The organism is Lysinibacillus sp. HST-98, assembly GCF_016757845.1.
In the GTDB taxonomy this organism is placed as follows: Bacteria; Bacillota; Bacilli; order Bacillales_A; family Planococcaceae; genus Lysinibacillus; species Lysinibacillus capsici.
Map to the genome: position 1 here is coordinate 767,391 of NZ_JAENHX010000001.1, position 17,156 is coordinate 784,546.

At 38.5% G+C, this 17,156-nt stretch carries 22 protein-coding genes and 1 other annotated feature; of the genes, 1 reads left to right on the forward strand and 21 read right to left on the reverse strand.

What is annotated here, in order from left to right:
- Positions 1-123 precede the first annotated feature (123 nt).
- Positions 124-657, forward strand: a complete 534-nt coding sequence (locus tag JIN86_RS03855) for a transcription repressor NadR (protein WP_009373670.1) — start codon at positions 124-126, stop codon at positions 655-657.
- A gap of 116 nt (positions 658-773) precedes the next feature.
- On the opposite strand, the gene JIN86_RS03860 is transcribed toward JIN86_RS03855, so the two are convergent.
- From JIN86_RS03860 to JIN86_RS03960, 21 genes are all read right to left on the reverse strand, one after another.
- A complete protein-coding gene (locus JIN86_RS03860) occupies positions 774-1,166 on the reverse strand; it encodes a thiol-disulfide oxidoreductase DCC family protein (protein ID WP_004226682.1) in 393 nt (130 codons plus the stop codon).
- 24 nt (positions 1,167-1,190) lie between these two features.
- Entirely contained in the window at positions 1,191-2,069 is an 879-nt protein-coding gene (pheA, locus tag JIN86_RS03865; protein ID WP_004226680.1) for a prephenate dehydratase, read from the reverse strand.
- A 165-nt stretch (positions 2,070-2,234) separates the two neighbouring features.
- Positions 2,235-2,690: an ACT domain-containing protein gene (locus JIN86_RS03870; RefSeq protein WP_004226679.1), complete on the reverse strand. Its 456-nt coding sequence runs from the start codon at positions 2,688-2,690 to the stop codon at positions 2,235-2,237.
- 24 nt (positions 2,691-2,714) lie between these two features.
- On the reverse strand, positions 2,715-4,004 hold the full coding sequence (obgE, locus tag JIN86_RS03875) for a GTPase ObgE (RefSeq protein WP_004226677.1): 1,290 nt from the start codon (positions 4,002-4,004) through the stop codon (positions 2,715-2,717).
- A 5-nt stretch (positions 4,005-4,009) separates the two neighbouring features.
- Positions 4,010-4,537, reverse strand: a complete 528-nt coding sequence (locus JIN86_RS03880; protein ID WP_004226675.1) for a Spo0B domain-containing protein — start codon at positions 4,535-4,537, stop codon at positions 4,010-4,012.
- 179 nt (positions 4,538-4,716) lie between these two features.
- Positions 4,717-5,016 carry a 50S ribosomal protein L27 gene (gene rpmA, locus JIN86_RS03885; RefSeq protein WP_004226673.1) on the reverse strand — a complete coding sequence of 100 codons (300 nt, stop codon included), beginning with the start codon at positions 5,014-5,016 and terminating at the stop codon, positions 4,717-4,719.
- Positions 5,013-5,369 (reverse strand): ribosomal-processing cysteine protease Prp, encoded by a 357-nt coding sequence (locus tag JIN86_RS03890; RefSeq protein ID WP_004226670.1) that lies wholly within the window; start codon positions 5,367-5,369, stop codon positions 5,013-5,015. Before JIN86_RS03890 ends, rpmA begins: the two co-directional genes overlap by 4 nt.
- 16 nt (positions 5,370-5,385) lie before the next feature.
- Positions 5,386-5,694, reverse strand: coding sequence for a 50S ribosomal protein L21 (gene rplU / locus JIN86_RS03895; protein WP_004226667.1), 309 nt, complete (start codon positions 5,692-5,694; stop codon positions 5,386-5,388).
- Positions 5,695-5,708: 14 nt separating this feature from the next.
- Positions 5,709-5,786 (reverse strand) — a sequence feature (ribosomal protein L21 leader region).
- A gap of 45 nt (positions 5,787-5,831) precedes the next feature.
- The gene (locus JIN86_RS03900) at positions 5,832-6,443 is read right to left on the reverse strand and encodes a zinc metalloprotease (RefSeq protein WP_004226666.1); all 612 of its coding nucleotides are present in this window, start codon (positions 6,441-6,443) and stop codon (positions 5,832-5,834) included.
- Positions 6,433-6,987 (reverse strand): peptidoglycan DD-metalloendopeptidase family protein, encoded by a 555-nt coding sequence (locus tag JIN86_RS03905; protein WP_004226663.1) that lies wholly within the window; start codon positions 6,985-6,987, stop codon positions 6,433-6,435. The genes JIN86_RS03900 and JIN86_RS03905 overlap by 11 nt, the downstream gene beginning before the upstream one ends.
- A gap of 93 nt (positions 6,988-7,080) precedes the next feature.
- On the reverse strand, positions 7,081-7,878 hold the full coding sequence (gene minD, locus JIN86_RS03910; RefSeq protein ID WP_004226660.1) for a septum site-determining protein MinD: 798 nt from the start codon (positions 7,876-7,878) through the stop codon (positions 7,081-7,083).
- Between the two features lies 1 nt (position 7,879).
- A complete protein-coding gene (minC, locus tag JIN86_RS03915; RefSeq protein WP_004226657.1) occupies positions 7,880-8,548 on the reverse strand; it encodes a septum site-determining protein MinC in 669 nt (222 codons plus the stop codon).
- 27 nt (positions 8,549-8,575) lie between these two features.
- Positions 8,576-9,100, reverse strand: coding sequence for a rod shape-determining protein MreD (gene mreD / locus JIN86_RS03920; RefSeq protein WP_004226656.1), 525 nt, complete (start codon positions 9,098-9,100; stop codon positions 8,576-8,578).
- Positions 9,100-10,014: a rod shape-determining protein MreC gene (gene mreC / locus JIN86_RS03925; protein WP_004226655.1), complete on the reverse strand. Its 915-nt coding sequence runs from the start codon at positions 10,012-10,014 to the stop codon at positions 9,100-9,102. The genes mreD and mreC overlap by 1 nt, the downstream gene beginning before the upstream one ends.
- A 13-nt stretch (positions 10,015-10,027) precedes the next feature.
- Positions 10,028-11,047 (reverse strand): rod shape-determining protein, encoded by a 1,020-nt coding sequence (locus JIN86_RS03930; RefSeq protein ID WP_004226654.1) that lies wholly within the window; start codon positions 11,045-11,047, stop codon positions 10,028-10,030.
- Positions 11,048-11,626: 579 nt separating this feature from the next.
- Complete coding sequence (radC, locus tag JIN86_RS03935; protein WP_192807141.1) at positions 11,627-12,298, reverse strand: RadC family protein; 672 nt, start codon at positions 12,296-12,298, stop codon at positions 11,627-11,629.
- A 33-nt stretch (positions 12,299-12,331) separates the two neighbouring features.
- A complete protein-coding gene (locus JIN86_RS03940; RefSeq protein ID WP_004226650.1) occupies positions 12,332-12,925 on the reverse strand; it encodes a Maf family protein in 594 nt (197 codons plus the stop codon).
- Between the two features lie 98 nt (positions 12,926-13,023).
- Entirely contained in the window at positions 13,024-13,668 is a 645-nt protein-coding gene (locus JIN86_RS03945; protein WP_004226648.1) for a hypothetical protein, read from the reverse strand.
- 168 nt (positions 13,669-13,836) lie between these two features.
- Entirely contained in the window at positions 13,837-15,087 is a 1,251-nt protein-coding gene (locus JIN86_RS03950; RefSeq protein ID WP_202341297.1) for a bifunctional folylpolyglutamate synthase/dihydrofolate synthase, read from the reverse strand.
- Positions 15,084-16,364, reverse strand: a complete 1,281-nt coding sequence (locus tag JIN86_RS03955; RefSeq protein WP_202341411.1) for a bifunctional folylpolyglutamate synthase/dihydrofolate synthase — start codon at positions 16,362-16,364, stop codon at positions 15,084-15,086. Before JIN86_RS03955 ends, JIN86_RS03950 begins: the two co-directional genes overlap by 4 nt.
- 134 nt (positions 16,365-16,498) lie before the next feature.
- Positions 16,499-16,897, reverse strand: a complete 399-nt coding sequence (locus JIN86_RS03960) for a hypothetical protein (RefSeq protein WP_009373683.1) — start codon at positions 16,895-16,897, stop codon at positions 16,499-16,501.
- Positions 16,898-17,156 lie beyond the last annotated feature (259 nt).

A 17,156-nucleotide genomic window follows, 5' to 3' on the forward strand; every position in this document is an offset into this window, starting at 1 on the left:
TCTACGTATCATATGTTCAATGTTTCATTTGGATACAAAAATTTCAGCAAGTTAGAAAAGCTTCATGGTACACTAATTCATAAGGAACGCGGATTCCTTTATTACGAGCAGGGGTGATCTCTTATGAAAAAAATGTTAGGCGAAGAACGCCGACTGCAACTATTAGCGCAATTAAAAAAAAATAAAGCACCTATAACTGGGACAGACTTAGCAAAGTTCGCCAATGTTTCTAGACAAGTAATCGTCAATGATATGACTTTATTAAAGGCAAGAAATGAGCCTATTATTGCCACAAGCCAAGGTTATCTTTATATGCATCAGGAACAAATACAGCAAACCGTTGAACGAACATTCCCTTGCTTGCATACATCAGAGCAAACGGAAGATGAATTAATGACGATTGTTGACTGTGGCGGAACCGTCAAAAATGTCATTGTCGAACATCCAATATATGGTGAACTGACAGCCTCTATCATGGTATCCAACCGCCATGAGGTGAAACAATTTATCGAACGTGTGAATGCAACACAGGCCAACTATTTATCTGCTCTCACTGGTGGCATCCATCTACATGTCATCACAGCACCCTCTGTAGAAGTTTTAACATTAATTGAGCAAGCTTTACAGAAAAAGGGCTACTTAGTGTCAGATCAATGAATAGCAAAAGCACCGTCTGAAAAATTGATTTCAAACGGTGCTTTCTGTTTTTTAATGCAAGTATTGTCTCATCAAGCGTGGGCTTCTGTCAGTAACTATCGTTCCCTTAGGCCCTATCAGGAAAGAAATCTTTGTCGTTGAGCAGGCGTAGGCAATAAGCATTCACTTTTTTTTCCAAACAAACGATAGCGTTGCTTTGCAAATAATCGATATAATGCATTGCGAATAAATGGTGGGACAAGGATGAAGGCATAGAAACAAGGCCACAATCCATCAAATTTACGGCAAATGTTTAACGCAGCGGTAGATTCAACAGACACTTTCCCTTGCTCAATAAGAATTACACTATCAATATTCTTTGGTATATGATATTGAGTGAGAAGCGATTGACCAACCTCGCTTTGCAGCGATGCAAATTGAAAATAGCCAGCTTGATCATGTTTGATGATAAATTGAACAGTGCTATCACAAAAATTACATACACCATCGAATAAAATAATCCCACCCATCTTCTTTCCTCCTCCTTCACATTACTATGCTTCGTCTGATGTTACATAAGTAAAATAGGTACCCAGAGATTTTACTTTGCAACCTAGCGCAGCTAATTCTTCCATTGCCCCACGCATCATCGGTTCCTTTTCATCTGCTAATACATCAATCATAAAGAAATAATCACCTAATCCTGTTTTTAATGGACGTGATTCAATTTTACTTAAATTTAGCTGACGCCATGCAAAAACAGAAAGCACCTGATGTAATGCACCTGAACGATCTGTTGGTAAAGTAATCATAAATGTTGTTTTTGCTTGCCCATCTGATAGCTCTTGTGGCAATCGTTTATTTTGCTTAGACAGTACATAGAATCGTGTATGATTAAAATGAAAATCATGGATATTCTGCTCCACTATTTCAAGACCATACTTTTCCGCCGCGGCTGCATTACCGACTGCCGCTATACACTCTTGTGGATTCTCTGATACATATTTCGCTGCTGCTGCAGTTGAAGTTGTTTGATGTAATGGTACATGACTAAAACGATAAAATAAATATTTATGACATTGAGCTAGTGCATGCGGATGAGAAAAAACACCTTCGATTGACTGCCAATCATCCTTCTGCGCTTTATTGACCATTAAATGCTGCTGAATTTTCAGCAATAACTCTCCAGTTACATATAGTGTTGCCTCATGGAATAAGTAATCTAATGTTAATGATACAGAGCCCTCTAGCGCATTTTCTAGCGGCACGACAGCTAAATCTACCTTTCCCTCTGCAACAGCCTCTATACATTCTGGAATCGTGGCACACGGTACAAGCCACTCATTTGGAAAAGTAGCCTTTGTTGCTAAGTATGTAAATGATGCTTCTGGTCCTAGATAGGCGATTCGATTTTCCCATTGTTGCTTTGTCATTGCAATTACCTCCTTTATGGCACAATAAGGAGCAGTCCCTCGTGATGAATAACGCTAGGGACAGCTCCTTATTTGAGCTTTGTTATCGTATCTTTACCCATTGGGGTTATTCAACACGATGTTTGTCATTTTGTCAAAAATTAAAGGATTGAACACTCTCTGTGATTATAATGCTCCAGAGCTAATCACTTCCGCTGATTCCACAAAATCTAAGCGTTTTAATTGCTGGATAAGATCATCAAGATCACAGGTCATGCTTGTTACATCTAATGACAATGTAACATTAGCACGTCCCTGAATAGGGATTGTTTGATGAATCGTTAAGACATTACAATGTGTAATTGTCACCGTTTCTAAAAGCTTGGCAAGTGTTCCTTTTCTATCTTGAAGCTGTAAAAAGACTGTTAAAATGCGTTCCTGCACAATTGAATGAAAAGGAAAAACCGCATCACGATATTTGTAAAACGCACTTCGCGATAAATCCACCTGCTTTACCGCATCCCAAATGGAAGATACTGAACCACTTGACAGTAAGTGTTTCGCCTCCAAAGTTTTTTGCATTGCATCCGTTAAAACATCCTCACGAACTAAATAATATCGCTGATTCGCAACATTCTTCATACGCTTCCCCCTAAAACTCATGTCTTAATCGACAAATTCAAATTCAAACTCTTGTAGGCGTACTGTATCGCCATCCTGTGCTCCACGCTCACGCAGAGCCTCGTCCACACCCATAGCACGCAATTGACGAGCGAAACGACGTATCCCATCCTCACGGCTAAAGTCTGTCATTTTAAATAAACGCTCAATTGCATAGCCACTAATAATAAATGTACCATCATCATCACGTGTGATTTCGAAATCTTCACCTTTCGCCTCATGCTTGTACATGACAGTTGCGTCTGATTGTTCTTCTACTTCTTCATACAGTGGGAATTCAGGCGTAACTTCTAAGAGATCCGCTATAGCAAACAACAGTTCTTTTAACCCTTGACGTGAGACAGCAGAAATTGGGAAAATTTGAACGTCTTCTCCAACCTTCTGACGGAATGCTGTTAAATTTTCTTCTGCATCTGGCATATCCATTTTATTGGCTACAATAATTTGCGGACGCTCTGTTAAACGAAGATTATATTGTTTTAGCTCTTCATTAATTGTTAAATAATCTTCATATGGATCGCGACCTTCCATCCCTGACATATCAATGACATGAACGATAACGCGTGTACGTTCGATATGTCGTAAAAATTGGTGACCTAATCCAACTCCTTGATGGGCTCCTTCAATCAGCCCTGGTAAATCAGCCATCGCAAAGCTTCGATGGTCATCCGTTTCAATCATGCCTAAGTTCGGTACAATTGTTGTGAAATGATAAGCACCAATTTTTGGCTTAGCAGCGGAAACAACAGATAAAAGTGTTGATTTACCAACACTTGGGAAACCAACTAACCCTACATCTGCTAAAACTTTTAACTCTAATATAACATTTAATTCTTGTCCTGGCTCACCTTTTTCAGAAAGTTCTGGCGCTGGGTTGGCAGGAGTAGCAAATCGAGAATTACCACGTCCACCTCGGCCTGCTTTCGCAATAACAGCTCTTTGCCCATGCTCAACTAAGTCAGCAATAACGGCATTTGTTTCTTCATTCATAACCACTGTACCTGGTGGAACTTTAACAATTAAATCTTCCGCATTTTTACCGTGCATGCCTTTACTCATACCATGCTCGCCACGCGGTGCTTTAAAATGACGTTTATAGCGGAAATCCATTAATGTACGTAAGCCTTCCTCTACTTCAAATACGACATTACCGCCATGTCCACCATCTCCACCTGCTGGACCACCATTTGGTACATATTTTTCACGGCGAAAGGCTACCATACCGTCTCCGCCATCGCCACCTTTAACATAAATCTTTACGTGATCGACAAACATTTAGTTCACTCCCTATTTGCACTCAAGACATATTGCCAGCGCGTATTTGTCTGCTCAATTGTTTGAATGTCGAATTGTTTCAAACCTTTTTCGGTGAATGCATCAGCACTCCATAACCCATTTAGCGTGAATGTCACGGCAAATGTATGATCGTCAACACGTACATCAAGCGTTAGGATCTGCTCTGTAAATGGATCTAATGTATCATAAACATGCATAACTGTTTTGTTTAAATAATCTACAACTTCCTGATCAATATCATTGGTCACAGGCTTTTTTATCTCACCGCTTAGCTTCCATGCTAATGATGGGTATCGCCATCCTGCTGTTTGAAGCCATTCAATTGTTTGTGGTAATTGTAGTCGATTGAGGATAGAAAACACTCGTAATTGTTCTGAATAATGTTGAATAAGTTTTTTCGATTCCTCGATTCTACCTAAATCTAAATTCATGCGAATCAGTTGCAGTTGATTCACATAATCATGATTTGCAAAACGTAATACTTCACTAATGGTTAGTGATTGATTGTTCATCCCATTCACTCCAATAAAGTTATCCTTACTAGTATAACAAGTTTTGCTGTATTTTTCCCTTAATTCTTTAATCAATTATACCCTGGTGTCATTGCGTCCAAAATCGGCTTTTTTGAAATTTAGCCAAAAAAAGGACTGCAATAAATGCAGTCCTCCGCTTTATGATATCTTATAAAAGATTAAGCTTCTTGTGGTGCTGGGTATACAGATACTTGTTTGCGATCGCGACCTAAACGTTCGAATTTAACAACGCCGTCAACTTTAGCAAATAGTGTATCGTCACCACCACGACCTACGTTTGTACCTGGGTAAATTTTTGTACCGCGTTGACGGTAAAGAATTGAACCACCAGTTACGAATTGGCCATCAGCACGTTTAGCACCAAGTCGTTTAGACTCAGAGTCACGTCCGTTTTTAGTAGAACCTACCCCTTTTTTCGATGCGAAAAGTTGAAGGTCTAAAGCTAATAATAATTTCATCGAGTTCCACCTCCTACTTGGTTGTAGTTGATTTGGATGTATTGTCCGTAATTTTGCACCATAGAATATACTTGGGCAGTCATTACTTGAACAATTAACTGTAGTTTTGCATCTACTTCAGGCTCTAAGTCTGATGGTAAATCTACCTTGAGATAGCCTCCACCTTCAGCAGCTTGTTCGATTTCTGGCTGAATTTGTAATAATGCATAAATAGCATTAACTGTACCAATCGCTATAGTTGATGCTCCTGCACATACTAAATCCTTACCAGATTCATCATAACCAGCATGTCCTGAAAATTCGAATGCTGACACATGTCTATTTTCATCGTGATGAATCGTAACTTGTATCATTCTCTATACCTCACAATTAAGCGTTGATTGCTTCAACAACTAATTTTGTGTAAGGTTGACGGTGACCTTGTTTACGACGGTAGTTCTTTTTAGCTTTCAATTTGAAAACAACGATTTTTTTCGCACGGCCTTCTTTAACAACTTTAGCTGTTACAGTAGCGCCTTCTACGAATGGAGCGCCAACTTTTACGTTTTCGCCACCTACGAATAAAACTTTATCAAAAGTTACAACCTCATCAGCTTCTACGCCTAATTTTTCAACATAGATTTCTTGACCAGCTTCTACTTTGACTTGTTTACCACCAGTTTCAATAATTGCGTACATTTTACTGCACCTCCTCTTAGACTCAGACTCGCCTGTTTCATAAGGTGATCTTACTAGATACTTAAACCTTTACAGAGCGGTTGTAGTAGCACGGGTGCTACAAACAATAACATTAAAATATTACCACACGATTTTTTTCAAGTCAATCTATTCATAACATATTTTTCAAAAGCAACTCGATATTTTCGATAACGCCATTCTTTCAACACTTGCAACCAAATGAATAAATTTATGATGGCTAAAAAAATAGATTGTGGCAAGAACTTGAAAGTGACAAGTAATAGTATAGTAGCTACGATGAATGATAACCAATAATATAGCTCTATCACGTGAGCTCTTGGATATTTTAAAAATAGCCAGGCTAACAATATCCTTCCACCATCTAACGGTATGATGGGTACAATATTTACAGCCAATAACACGAGATGTACATTTATAAGCTTAGTAGCGAGTAAATCAGGCATAAAAAAAGCGAGGCCAATCCCAATAATCGTAGCGATTGGCCCTCCTAATGCAATCCATAGGAGTGACGAAGCTTGCACAACCGCTGGATTTTCAAATTGAATCTCTCCCCCGTATGGTGTGATTACGCAGGATTTCACCTTCACTCCACACATTACTGCCGCAACTAAGTGACCAGCCTCATGCCACAGTAATGAAAACAGAATGATCGCGTAATAGGCTAACTGGCCACTAAAAATCATGACAAATACGAGAGGGATACACAGAAGATGTAATTTAATCCTCATTTGTCTCTGTCGTTTCAAGCCATTGTACTATTTGCTCTAAATCATAATGGGCATCTCCCTTTTCGATGGACACATAAAGTTGACCCGCTTCTTTCATGCCAATTAAATCATTTGCTTGAATAGATGTGTATGGTAGTTGAGCTAAACTATCTAACATACCATAGGAAACGGTTGTACCATCCTCATAGCTGATGGTCATGGTCTTACCTGTGTATTTTGTATGGCCAGTAAAAACGACTAATCCATTCTGACCAGCATAGATAGGTAAGCCAACATCATACTGCAATAGATAGCCTTCTTTAAATACTTGGGCATTCGCAAATGTTAAAAGATCTGCTTGCCCTACATCACTAGAAACCATGATGGTCTCTTTTTCTTTTTCGAACCAGCTTTGTCCGAGCTCACTTAAATACGTTAAATCAGCAGAGGTTGTAACAAGCTTCCGAACAGGTGTATCCACTACACCCTGATCCTCTAATCGAATTACAAGCATGATCGTCGCCACAAGAAGTATTGTGACAAACCATTTCCATTTTTTAAACAAGCCCTCATCCTTTTTTCCTCACTATATGTGATTGCATGTCCAAACATGCACAAGAAAAAACCTTCCCGTACTATTGCACGAAAAGGTTTTAATTTATTTTGAGAAAAGGGCTTTAAGTTTTGAAAACATCCCTCTTTGCTCATCTTGTATAGCCATTAATGGCACTGATTCACCAAGAATACGACGGGCAATATTTCGATAGCCTAATGACGCTTTATTTGAGGGGTCCATTACAATTGGTTCGCCTTTATTAGAAGATGAGATGACGCCTTCACTGTCTATAATAATGCCTAATAAATCAATAGATAAATGAGTTGTAATTTCATTGACATCCAGTGTATCACCGCTCTTCATCATATGTTGTCGAATACGATTAATGATGAGTTTAGGTGCTGTGATCTCTTCCTGCTCCAGTAAACCAATAATACGATCTGCATCACGAACAGCAGAAATTTCAGGTGTTGTGACAACAATCGCATGATCTGCACCAGCAACAGCGTTACGGTAGCCTTGCTCAATTCCCGCTGGGCAATCGATTAATACATAATCATAGTCTCTTTTCAATTCCTCTACTAAGCTCTTCATTTGCTCAGGGGTAACAGCATTTTTATCTGTTGTTTGAGCAGCAGGTAATAAAAATAGTTTCTCATCTACGCGTTTATCCTTAATCAATGCTTGATGAATTTTACAGCGTCCTTCCACCACATCAACTAGGTCATAAATAATACGATTTTCAAGGCCTAAAATCACATCTAAATTACGTAGGCCAATATCTGTATCCACTAAACATACTTTTTTACCTTGTAGAGCCAATGCAGTCCCAAGGTTAGCCGTTGTCGTTGTTTTACCGACACCGCCTTTACCTGAAGTTATGACGATCGCTTCTCCCACACTAGCTTCCTCCCTTAGACACATTTAACAATGGTCGAATATTTTTTAAGGCATGAATTTGATCGTACGTAATGCGTCCATCGTAGCCAATAAATGCACAAGTCATTTCTACTTGATTTATCGCTTTTACATGTTCATCTGACATTACCTGAACTTGATCGGCAATCATGATATGCGTGGCTTCAAATCGAGATGCTGCAATGATTGCTTCTTTATTACCTTGCATACCAGCATGTGCAATCCCTTTAAGTCTACCTAGGACATATACATTACCTCCAGCCTCAACACGACCGTTTGGATTGACATTTCCTATGATGGTAATATCCCCGGATGAACGCAGAATTTGTCCAGATCTGACCACTCCTATATATGTATCTTGTTGGCTTTCAAACATCTTCTGGTTGCTTTCGTGGACAGTCAGTACTTCACTTTGCACCTTCGATACAATAAGCTGCTCTGTTTCTTCTATAATTTTTATAAGTTCATTTAATTGTTCTTCAGTACAGTATCGATAGCCTAAGTATAATTGTACATCAACTTTACCATCGATACCGCCCTCTAAAACTTTATTCTTTAATTCTTCCACTAGTTCACCATACGCACATTGGTCGTCTAGGCGTAGTACAAAACCGTCCTTCGTTCCCTTCATATTAACTAACTGTTTTTTCATGAATGCCTCACCTCACGTTGTTCTTTGTTAAGAAACCTCACGTGCTCTCTGTAAGACACGCGCATTAATTAGATACTTGAAGGCCCACCCAAGAATCATTAAAAATAAAGCATTCGCAATGATTGTTGGTAGTAGTCGTGAACGTAAGAAATCCGCTAAAGGAATTGCTGTAAAATCGATTAGGAAAAAGAATTGATAGAGAATAAATTCTAAAATCGCTACTAGTACAACTGAAATTGTAGTTGTTACAACTAAGTGCTGGTGTATAACTTTCACGATAGACCCTGCCAAAAAACATATAAGTGGATAAAGTACTGAATATAATCCAATAATATCAATGTAAAACACATCATACAAGACACCAAAAAAAAGTCCATACATTACCGCTCGTTGACGGCTGTAATAGATGGATATAAAAATAAGGTATAAGATTAAAAAACGCGGTACCAGAAAATAGACTTCCCCTTTAATTTCAATCGGGGAAAGCATAGCAAATTCTGGTTCTAACAGGAATAGTAAAACCGCTACAGAGGGAATGAGAAATCGAACCATCACTCCGCCTCCTCTTCACTCGCCTCTTGCGGATTCGATAAATCCTCATTCGTTGCATTGCCATCTGAACCATCAATACTTGTGGATGTTCGCTTGGCAATCACAACATGCTCTAAAATTGAAAAATCAGCAGATGGTTTGACATACGCCATTTTTGTTAAACCATGATCATCTGTACTAACTTCCATAATTTCTCCTATCGGCACTCCCTTAGGGAAAATACCACCAAGACCTGAAGAAACTACTTGCTCGCCTTCTTTCACCTTCATGCTAGAATCGATTCGCTTCATAATGAGTTCATTACGTTCTTCATCAAAGCCCTCGATTAAACCGTATGCTTCTTTTTCTCCTAGCACCATCGCGGAAACACGATAGTTTGGATTATTTGTATTTAAAAGCTCTACTTCAGATGTGAAAGGTGTAACTAGGGTAATTTTCCCCACTAACCCTTTCGCCGTCATAACTGCCATATTTTTTTTGACTCCATGAGAAGACCCTTTATCTAAAATAATTTTCTCTTCCCACTGGTCAGGATTTCTAGCAATCACTGTTGCTTGAATTGGATTAAATGCCTTTAAGCTCTCAGTTTTATCCAAAAGCTCTCGAAGCTTGTTATTCTCTGATTTTAAATCCGTAGCCTCAGCTTGTACAACAGCAAAATCTTCTAAGCGTGCTTTTAAACGTTTATTTTCTTCGTACGTGTTTAAGAGGGAGTCAATACTATTAAAAACACCATTAATATAATTCGCCGGCTTCGCAACAAGCGATTGTGCGAAACCGACAGTATCTTTAATAATTTGCTCTGGTAAAGTTGCATTCGTCCGATCACGTAATGAGAAGCTAATCAATGCCACAAGAAAAACCATGCCTATGAGCAGCAAAATTACTTTCTTATTGAAAAAAAAGTGTGGCATTGCCTAAACCTCCTTACCCTTTAACTTGTTGTTGACGAATTAAGTCGATATGATCTAATGCCTTACCTGTACCAATCGCTACACAGTCTAAAGGATCTTCTGCAATGAATACTGGCATATTTGTCTCTTGGCTGATTACTTTATCTAAGTTTGTTAGCAGTGCCCCACCACCAGTTAATACAATACCGCGCTCCATTACATCAGCAGATAATTCTGGAGGTGTTTGTTCTAATGTTTTACGAACACCGTCAATAATAGAGGCAACCGCTTCACGTAATGATTCAGAAATTTCCTGTGAAGAAATTTCGATTGTTTTCGGTAATCCTGTTAACAGGTCACGTCCTCTAATATCCATTCGCGCTTCTGGTCCTTCTGCCAATGCAGTACCAATTTCCATTTTTACGGCTTCCGCTGTACGTTCACCAATTGTTAAATTATACGTTTTACGGATATACGAAATGATGGATTGATCCATCGCATCACCACCAACACGTACAGATTCACTCGTCACAATACCACCTAAAGAAATAACGGCAACTTCTGTTGTACCTCCACCGATATCAACAACCATTGACCCTGTAGGATCCCATACAGGAAGATTTGAACCGATTGCTGCTGCAAATGGCTCTTCGATTGTGAACGCCTCTTTTGCACCTGCTTGTCGTGCAGCATCAATAACAGCACGCTGCTCCACTGAAGTAATACCATAAGGTACACAAATCATAACATTTGGTTTTTTCCAGTTGCCTCCAGAGTTTTTACATGCTTCTTTTAAATAATACTCGATCATTGCTGTTGTAATATCGAAGTCAGCAATAACGCCATCTTTCATTGGACGAATCGCTACGATTGAGCCAGGTGTTCGACCAATCATATTTTTCGCATCATTACCAACGGCAACAATATCCCCTGTTTTTGTATTTTTTGCTACAACTGAAGGTTCACGTAATACGATCCCCTTTCCTTTAATAAACACTAATGTATTCGCTGTGCCGAGGTCAATCCCGACATCTTTGCTTCCTAGTCCAAACAAATTGTGTACTCCCTTTCTATATAAGCCATACTTTCGTTGACATCCAATATATTTGACGACAATGTATAGGAAATTGAATTGTGTAAATACACAATTGACTCCTGTCAAAGTCCATAACACCTGTCAAAGTTTTTTATCTCCATCAGCTGGTAGTTTACACCTATGAAAAAACTACACACTCATTCATCTCACCACCAATTTTGATGGGAGTCCTCCCTGAATAAAGATAAAATTCATACCGTTCATTATAACGGAAAAACGCAAGAATTTGTAGTATCACATACTTCATCTCACAGAAAAGATACTATTTTAATTCCCTCTTAAACTAAAAATAGTACGTATAGATTAGCATATAATTTTTATTCCCATAAGACAATGTGTATCAGGCTACCAATTTTTGTGAAGATAATTGCTTTTCTATGAATACATTAACGTTATGTAAGAAAAAAGGTTCGCCAATATACCACAAAAAAATACAAAAAATTTTTAGGCTTGGTTATAATTAAGGCCATTTGTAAAAGAATTTTCTATACAACGAAATGGTTTCATCATAAAAAACTCTGCATATTGTATGCAGAGTTAAAAATATCCTTTTTCCTTTAAACTAATATATTGATGGTCGCCGATGATGACGTGATCTATCAACTCTATCCCTATAATATAGCCTGCTTCAACAATTCGCTTTGTTACTTCAATGTCCTCCGAGCTCGGTGTTGGCACCCCACTTGGATGGTTGTGGGCACATATAATAGAGGCGGCAGACCTTTTGACAGCTTCTCGAAATATTTCTCTAGGATGAACGATGGAGGCATTTAAACTGCCAATGAAAATCGTCTGCTTATGAATAATTTGATTTTTTATATTTAAAAAAAGCACTACAAAATGCTCCTGATTAAGCGACGTCATATCAGGCATTAAGTAAGTTGCTGCATCTTGCGGAGAACGTATCGTGAATTTCTCATCATTATGTTTTTGAGCCAGTCTTCTACCCAGTTCAATGGCAGCCATTAATTGAATGGCTTTCACCTCACCTATTCCTTTAATAGCCATCATTTCTTCGATGGTTGCGTGCTTCAAATGATGGAGTCGTTCAAAAACATTTAATACCCTATTTGCAAGAACAAGCACAGATTCTTCCTTTGTGCCTGTCCTCAATAAAATAGCGAGTAGCTCTTGATTCGATAAACTTTCAGCCCCTTGTCGTAATAGCCGTTCACGAGGGCGATCCTCTATATTAACATCACGTATCATCAAAGTTGGTAAAGCGTCTTCTAGCAAAAATATTCACTCCTTCGCAAACTGGACTATCTGTAGATCCACCAATTGCGAAAACAAAGCTGCAAGTGGTAGACCTACAACATTGTTATAATCTCCTTCAATACGTTTAACTAATAATGTACCAATCGTTTGAATGCCATAACCACCTGCTTTATCAAAAGGATCTCCTGAATCTACATAAGCTTCGATTAATTCCTGCGATAGACGGTGGAAAACAACTGTTGTCTCTTCCACAAAGGTCGTTTCCTTTCCATTCGGTTCGATTATAGCGACCGCAGTCATCACACTATGCTTGTTATTTGACAAACGTAATAAGTGAGAAATAGCTTCCTCACGCGTTTTAGGTTTATGTAGTAGCTCTTGATTGTAAACAACGATTGTATCTGCACCAATAATCGTGGCATTAGCTGCTTTTTTGGCTACATCACGCGTCTTCAATAAAGCTACTCCTTTTACATAATCCTGCATTGTATGAGCTTGTACACTTGTTTCTTCCACTTCACTTGTCAAGACTTCAAACGGGAGTGCTAGCATGTTAAGCAATTCCTTGCGCCTAGGGGAAGCAGAAGCAAGGACAAGCTTATGATTTGTTTTTAACATTATCTGATCATTCCTCCTTATCCTTATGATACAGAAGAATGCACAATTTGAAAATTTTCAAAAAAACAAGATAATGAAGATTTCATTATTATTTATTGTTAAAACTTCACTTGAAGACACGTATTTTTAGATTGGTAATGTGCAAAAACATGCAGACGAATGATGTTGATATCGTTGGAAATAGTAGAGGCCGCTGCACCAATGGACTGCCAATCCTCAGGTAGCGTTGAGTCCTTGCCATTTTCCTTAAAATTTAATTTTGCGGCATTTTTATCTGCTAAAGCAGTTGGTAGTTCTGCCAAGGTCGGTTCTTTACAGCTTTCACCACTGACGCTAAATGCCTTTTTAAAGGTAGCGGGGTCCTGTAAAAATTTTAGCTGACTTTCCTCCGTCACCATGCTTGTCCACACATAAAACTTGTCATCAACTTGAACAATCGCGCTCTCTTTTAAGGCAGGATACTCAGCAACAAATGAACTTGCGCTCTCATAGTTTGAATACACGCCAGCTTGGCTTGCATAAAACATCGATGCGTTAGATGTATTGGTTGTCTCCCCGGCAGTTGGAATCGTTTCTGTTTGTGATTGATTATTTGCCACTTCACTACCATTTTTCTTTAAAGGTAATTGTGTGCTGGCTTGTAAAACGCCCAGAAAAATTGCTACACCTAATAGACCAACAAATCCACCAATAATCATTGCTCGAAATATTTGTTTTTTCATCACATGACTTACAATTTTCATTTAACTATCACCTCATCCTTCCACCTGTCTATGCCAACATCATATGATATTATATGTACATTCCAAAGGGTAAATGCGAATTTATTATTTTTTGATACGGAACTCATTGCAATCCTAAATTTGCAGCCATAAAAAAACTAGGACTCACTATCAAGAGCCCTAGTTATTTCATTGTTTTAATCTATGACGAACCTCTGTTAATAAATATAACGAACCTGATACAATGGTTCTCTGCTGTCTATGTGATTGTGCCTGTATAAAGGATGCATAGTCAACCAAGGTTGTTTTCGATGTTGCATGAGAAAGTTTGACCATTTGATGGGCTGGCATTGCTCGTGAATTAGCAAAATCAACGAAATAAAAGTCATCACTCACCTGCTCTAGAAGTCCGAGAATCTGCTGAACATCTTTATCTGCTAGTATGCCAACGACAAAGGTTATGTGCTCATTTGGATATTCACACTGAATCGTTTCTACTAATTTTTCAGCACTTGCAGGATTATGTGCACCATCCAATATAACGAAAGGCATTATTTCTTCAAAGCGTCCCAAAATAGAGGCCTTTTGCACAGCCTGACGAATAGCTGTTTGATCAATAGACACGCCTAATACTGACGCCACTTCAAAAAATGCTGTAATGGCGAGAGCCATATTCTTTCCCTGATGTGCCCCCTTCATAGTACGTTTCAGGTTCGCTATTTGGATCTGCTGTACGTCATTTATATAGCTTTCTCCATCAGTTGTCGGCTTAATGGAAAAATGCTTACCTAATGAAAATAGAGTGGCTTTTTTTTGATTGGCTACTGCATCCACAACTCGCTTCGCCTCACCCGGCAAATCACCAATAATAACTGGACGTTGTTGTTTAATAATACCTGATTTATGGTGTGCAATGCTTTCAAGCGTATCCCCTAAAAACTTTGTGTGTTCTAAAGCAATACTTGGGATAATAGAGACAATGGGTATTACCACATTTGTGCTATCCAATAAACCACCCATTCCTGCTTCAATCAGCGCAATATCCACCTGCCCATTGACAAAATGTAAAAATGCCGCCACCGTCAGCAATTCAAAATCGGTTAGTTTGCCACTCAGCCCAGCCTCATGCATCTGTTGGAAAACTTGATCCATTTCAGCCTCTGTTATAGGTTGACCAGCTATTTGAATTTGGTCATGAACATCAACGATACACGGTGACATAAATTTGCCCACGCGTAAGCCATGTTCTTGTGCAATTGCCTCTAGAAATGTTAACGTAGAGCCTTTGCCATTTGTGCCTGCTAAATGGACAACACGCAAAGTTTGCTCAGGATTCCCTAAATATGATAAAGCCTCTTCAATCGCTGTAAGACCTGGTTTAATGATATCATCACTTTTAACCTGCCATTTCTCTTTATAATGATCAAAGCTTGGGATCATTGTCCTTCCTCCTGTAGCCACTGTCGAACTTGTGCTATAAAGTATAATGAGCCTGTAATGACAACAATATCCTCTTTATGGCGTTTTTGCACTACTGTTTGAATGCTTTTTAGCCATTCTGTATGAAACGTTTTATTTGTATGAGTCGACAACATCGCTAAGCTTTCAGCAGGCATTGCATTCGGTAGGTCTATTTGTGTAAAAGTGATGGAGGTAGCAACAGCATCCATTAGTTCTATACTGTTTGCATGATCTTTATCTGCTAAAGCCGCATAAATAAAGTGATAATGGTTTCTTGGATAGACATTTTTTAGTGTTTGGATCAGAGCAATTGTCCCCTCTGAATTATGAGCACCATCTAGCACAATTTGATTTGGCCATTGCTCAAAGCGGCCTGCCCATTGCGCCCATTGTAGACCTTGACAAATAGAATCATCAGCAATGCCAATTGCCCCCTGCTCACGTAATGTTAGCATGGCTGTGATTGCCAAACTTGCATTATTTATTTGATGTTGACCAGCCATTTTTAATGGTATATCCTTCATCAAGACAGGGTCCTTTTCATATGTAAAGTGCTGATAGTCAGCACTTTGCCAACTATTTTTCACCGTGAAGTCTTGCCCTAAAACATAGCATGTCGCATGTCGTTCCTCTGCCGTGGCTTTAATGACAGCCAATGCCTCCTCATTTTGAACACCTACAACAACTGGTATGCCTTCTTTGATGATACCAGCTTTTTCAGCGGCAACCTTTGCGAAGGTGTCGCCTAAAAAGGCTGTATGCTCTAACGAAATCGTTGTAATAATAGCTAAAAGCGGCGTTACGACATTTGTCGCATCCAAACGTCCTCCAAGCCCTGTCTCAATAAGCGCTATATCTACACCTTCATGTGCAAAATACTGAAACATAATGAGTGTAACTACTTCAAAAAAGCTAGGAAATTCGCCATTGTAGTGTTCTTCTATAATGTTCGCGAGTTTATTGAAATAGTAGAGAAATTGCTCATCCGAAATTTGGTGGCTGTTAATGGTCATACGTTCATTAACTCGCTCTAAATGTGGAGACGTAAATGCCCCTACAGTGTAGCCTGCATGTTGAAGCATTTCTCTTAATGCGTTCACCGTAGAACCTTTACCATTTGAACCTGCTACATGGATTACTCTTAGCTTGTTGTGAGGTTCATCTAAATGCCCTAGTACTTCTCGCATAAGGACAAGTGGCGCACGTTTATAATCAACTGCTTTTAATGTAAAAATAAATTTTGTACATTCGTTCATTGTGTTAAACAAAAGAAACACTCCTTCTTACTGCAATATCTTTATTTTAGTACAAGTAACGTTTAATAACATAGCAAAATGACAAAATACAAAAAACACGCAGCTAGCAACTGCGTGTTCGTATTAATATTATTTTAGTATACTTTATGAGCACCTAATAAAGCACCCATATTATTTAAAATAGTTTTTGCATCACTATTTAATAAAGGATGAACATCTGGGCGTTGCACTAATTCAAAAGCGTTTTTTAATGTTCTTTTTAACATCGATATATCAAAATCTGAGCAATACTCATTAATTTTTTGAATCGTTAATAAATCTGTTCGTGATAATTTAGAGCTATCCTGTTGGGGGTTACTGTTTGCTAATATATGCTTAATAAGGACACGGCCACTTGTATTCAATAAACGATAATACTTTGCTTCGGATAATTTTAAGAGATTCGTTTCGATCAATACTCTCGCGCTTACAAAGTCTAATTCATCACATGCTTTGTTGACTTTTGTAATAATGGTTGCAATATTTCCTGACATTCTCAACACCTCATGGGCTCTTATTTTCTTTACTAACAAAGACTGTCTATCTAAAAAACCATTCATTCTCAATTTCAGATTTGGTTTTTCACGGCTAAATAACATGAAATTAGGTTGTGTTTCCTATTAGTTCAGTGTCGAACATCATCTATTAGACCAATTTATTTAAAATAATACTATATATTTTTACCTAATTCAATGCATATCTTTAGCTCTATATAAAAAAAAGCAATGGATGACTTTTTCGTCATCCACTGCT

Coding starts and splice junctions, on each gene's coding strand:
- JIN86_RS03870 (WP_004226679.1), bottom strand. CDS start 2,690: ATGAAGAATGTTGCGAATCAGCGATATTATTTAGTTCGTGAGGATGTT.
- JIN86_RS03900 (WP_004226666.1), bottom strand. CDS start 6,443: ATGAGGATTAAATTACATCTTCTGTGTATCCCTCTCGTATTTGTCATG.
- mreD (WP_004226656.1), bottom strand. CDS start 9,100: ATGGTTCGATTTCTCATTCCCTCTGTAGCGGTTTTACTATTCCTGTTA.
- JIN86_RS03945 (WP_004226648.1), bottom strand. CDS start 13,668: ATGAAAATTGTAAGTCATGTGATGAAAAAACAAATATTTCGAGCAATG.
- radC (WP_192807141.1), bottom strand. CDS start 12,298: ATGATACGTGATGTTAATATAGAGGATCGCCCTCGTGAACGGCTATTA.
- JIN86_RS03955 (WP_202341411.1), bottom strand. CDS start 16,364: ATGAACGAATGTACAAAATTTATTTTTACATTAAAAGCAGTTGATTAT.
- JIN86_RS03880 (WP_004226675.1), bottom strand. CDS start 4,537: ATGAACAATCAATCACTAACCATTAGTGAAGTATTACGTTTTGCAAAT.
- mreC (WP_004226655.1), bottom strand. CDS start 10,014: ATGCCACACTTTTTTTTCAATAAGAAAGTAATTTTGCTGCTCATAGGC.
- rpmA (WP_004226673.1), bottom strand. CDS start 5,016: ATGAAATTATTATTAGCTTTAGACCTTCAACTTTTCGCATCGAAAAAA.
- JIN86_RS03960 (WP_009373683.1), bottom strand. CDS start 16,897: ATGTCAGGAAATATTGCAACCATTATTACAAAAGTCAACAAAGCATGT.
- minC (WP_004226657.1), bottom strand. CDS start 8,548: ATGAAAAAACAGTTAGTTAATATGAAGGGAACGAAGGACGGTTTTGTA.
- JIN86_RS03950 (WP_202341297.1), bottom strand. CDS start 15,087: ATGATCCCAAGCTTTGATCATTATAAAGAGAAATGGCAGGTTAAAAGT.
- JIN86_RS03890 (WP_004226670.1), bottom strand. CDS start 5,369: ATGATACAAGTTACGATTCATCACGATGAAAATAGACATGTGTCAGCA.
- JIN86_RS03860 (WP_004226682.1), bottom strand. CDS start 1,166: ATGGGTGGGATTATTTTATTCGATGGTGTATGTAATTTTTGTGATAGC.
- rplU (WP_004226667.1), bottom strand. CDS start 5,694: ATGTACGCAATTATTGAAACTGGTGGTAAACAAGTCAAAGTAGAAGCT.
- JIN86_RS03940 (WP_004226650.1), bottom strand. CDS start 12,925: ATGTTAAAAACAAATCATAAGCTTGTCCTTGCTTCTGCTTCCCCTAGG.
- JIN86_RS03855 (WP_009373670.1), top strand. CDS start 124: ATGAAAAAAATGTTAGGCGAAGAACGCCGACTGCAACTATTAGCGCAA.
- pheA (WP_004226680.1), bottom strand. CDS start 2,069: ATGACAAAGCAACAATGGGAAAATCGAATCGCCTATCTAGGACCAGAA.
- obgE (WP_004226677.1), bottom strand. CDS start 4,004: ATGTTTGTCGATCACGTAAAGATTTATGTTAAAGGTGGCGATGGCGGA.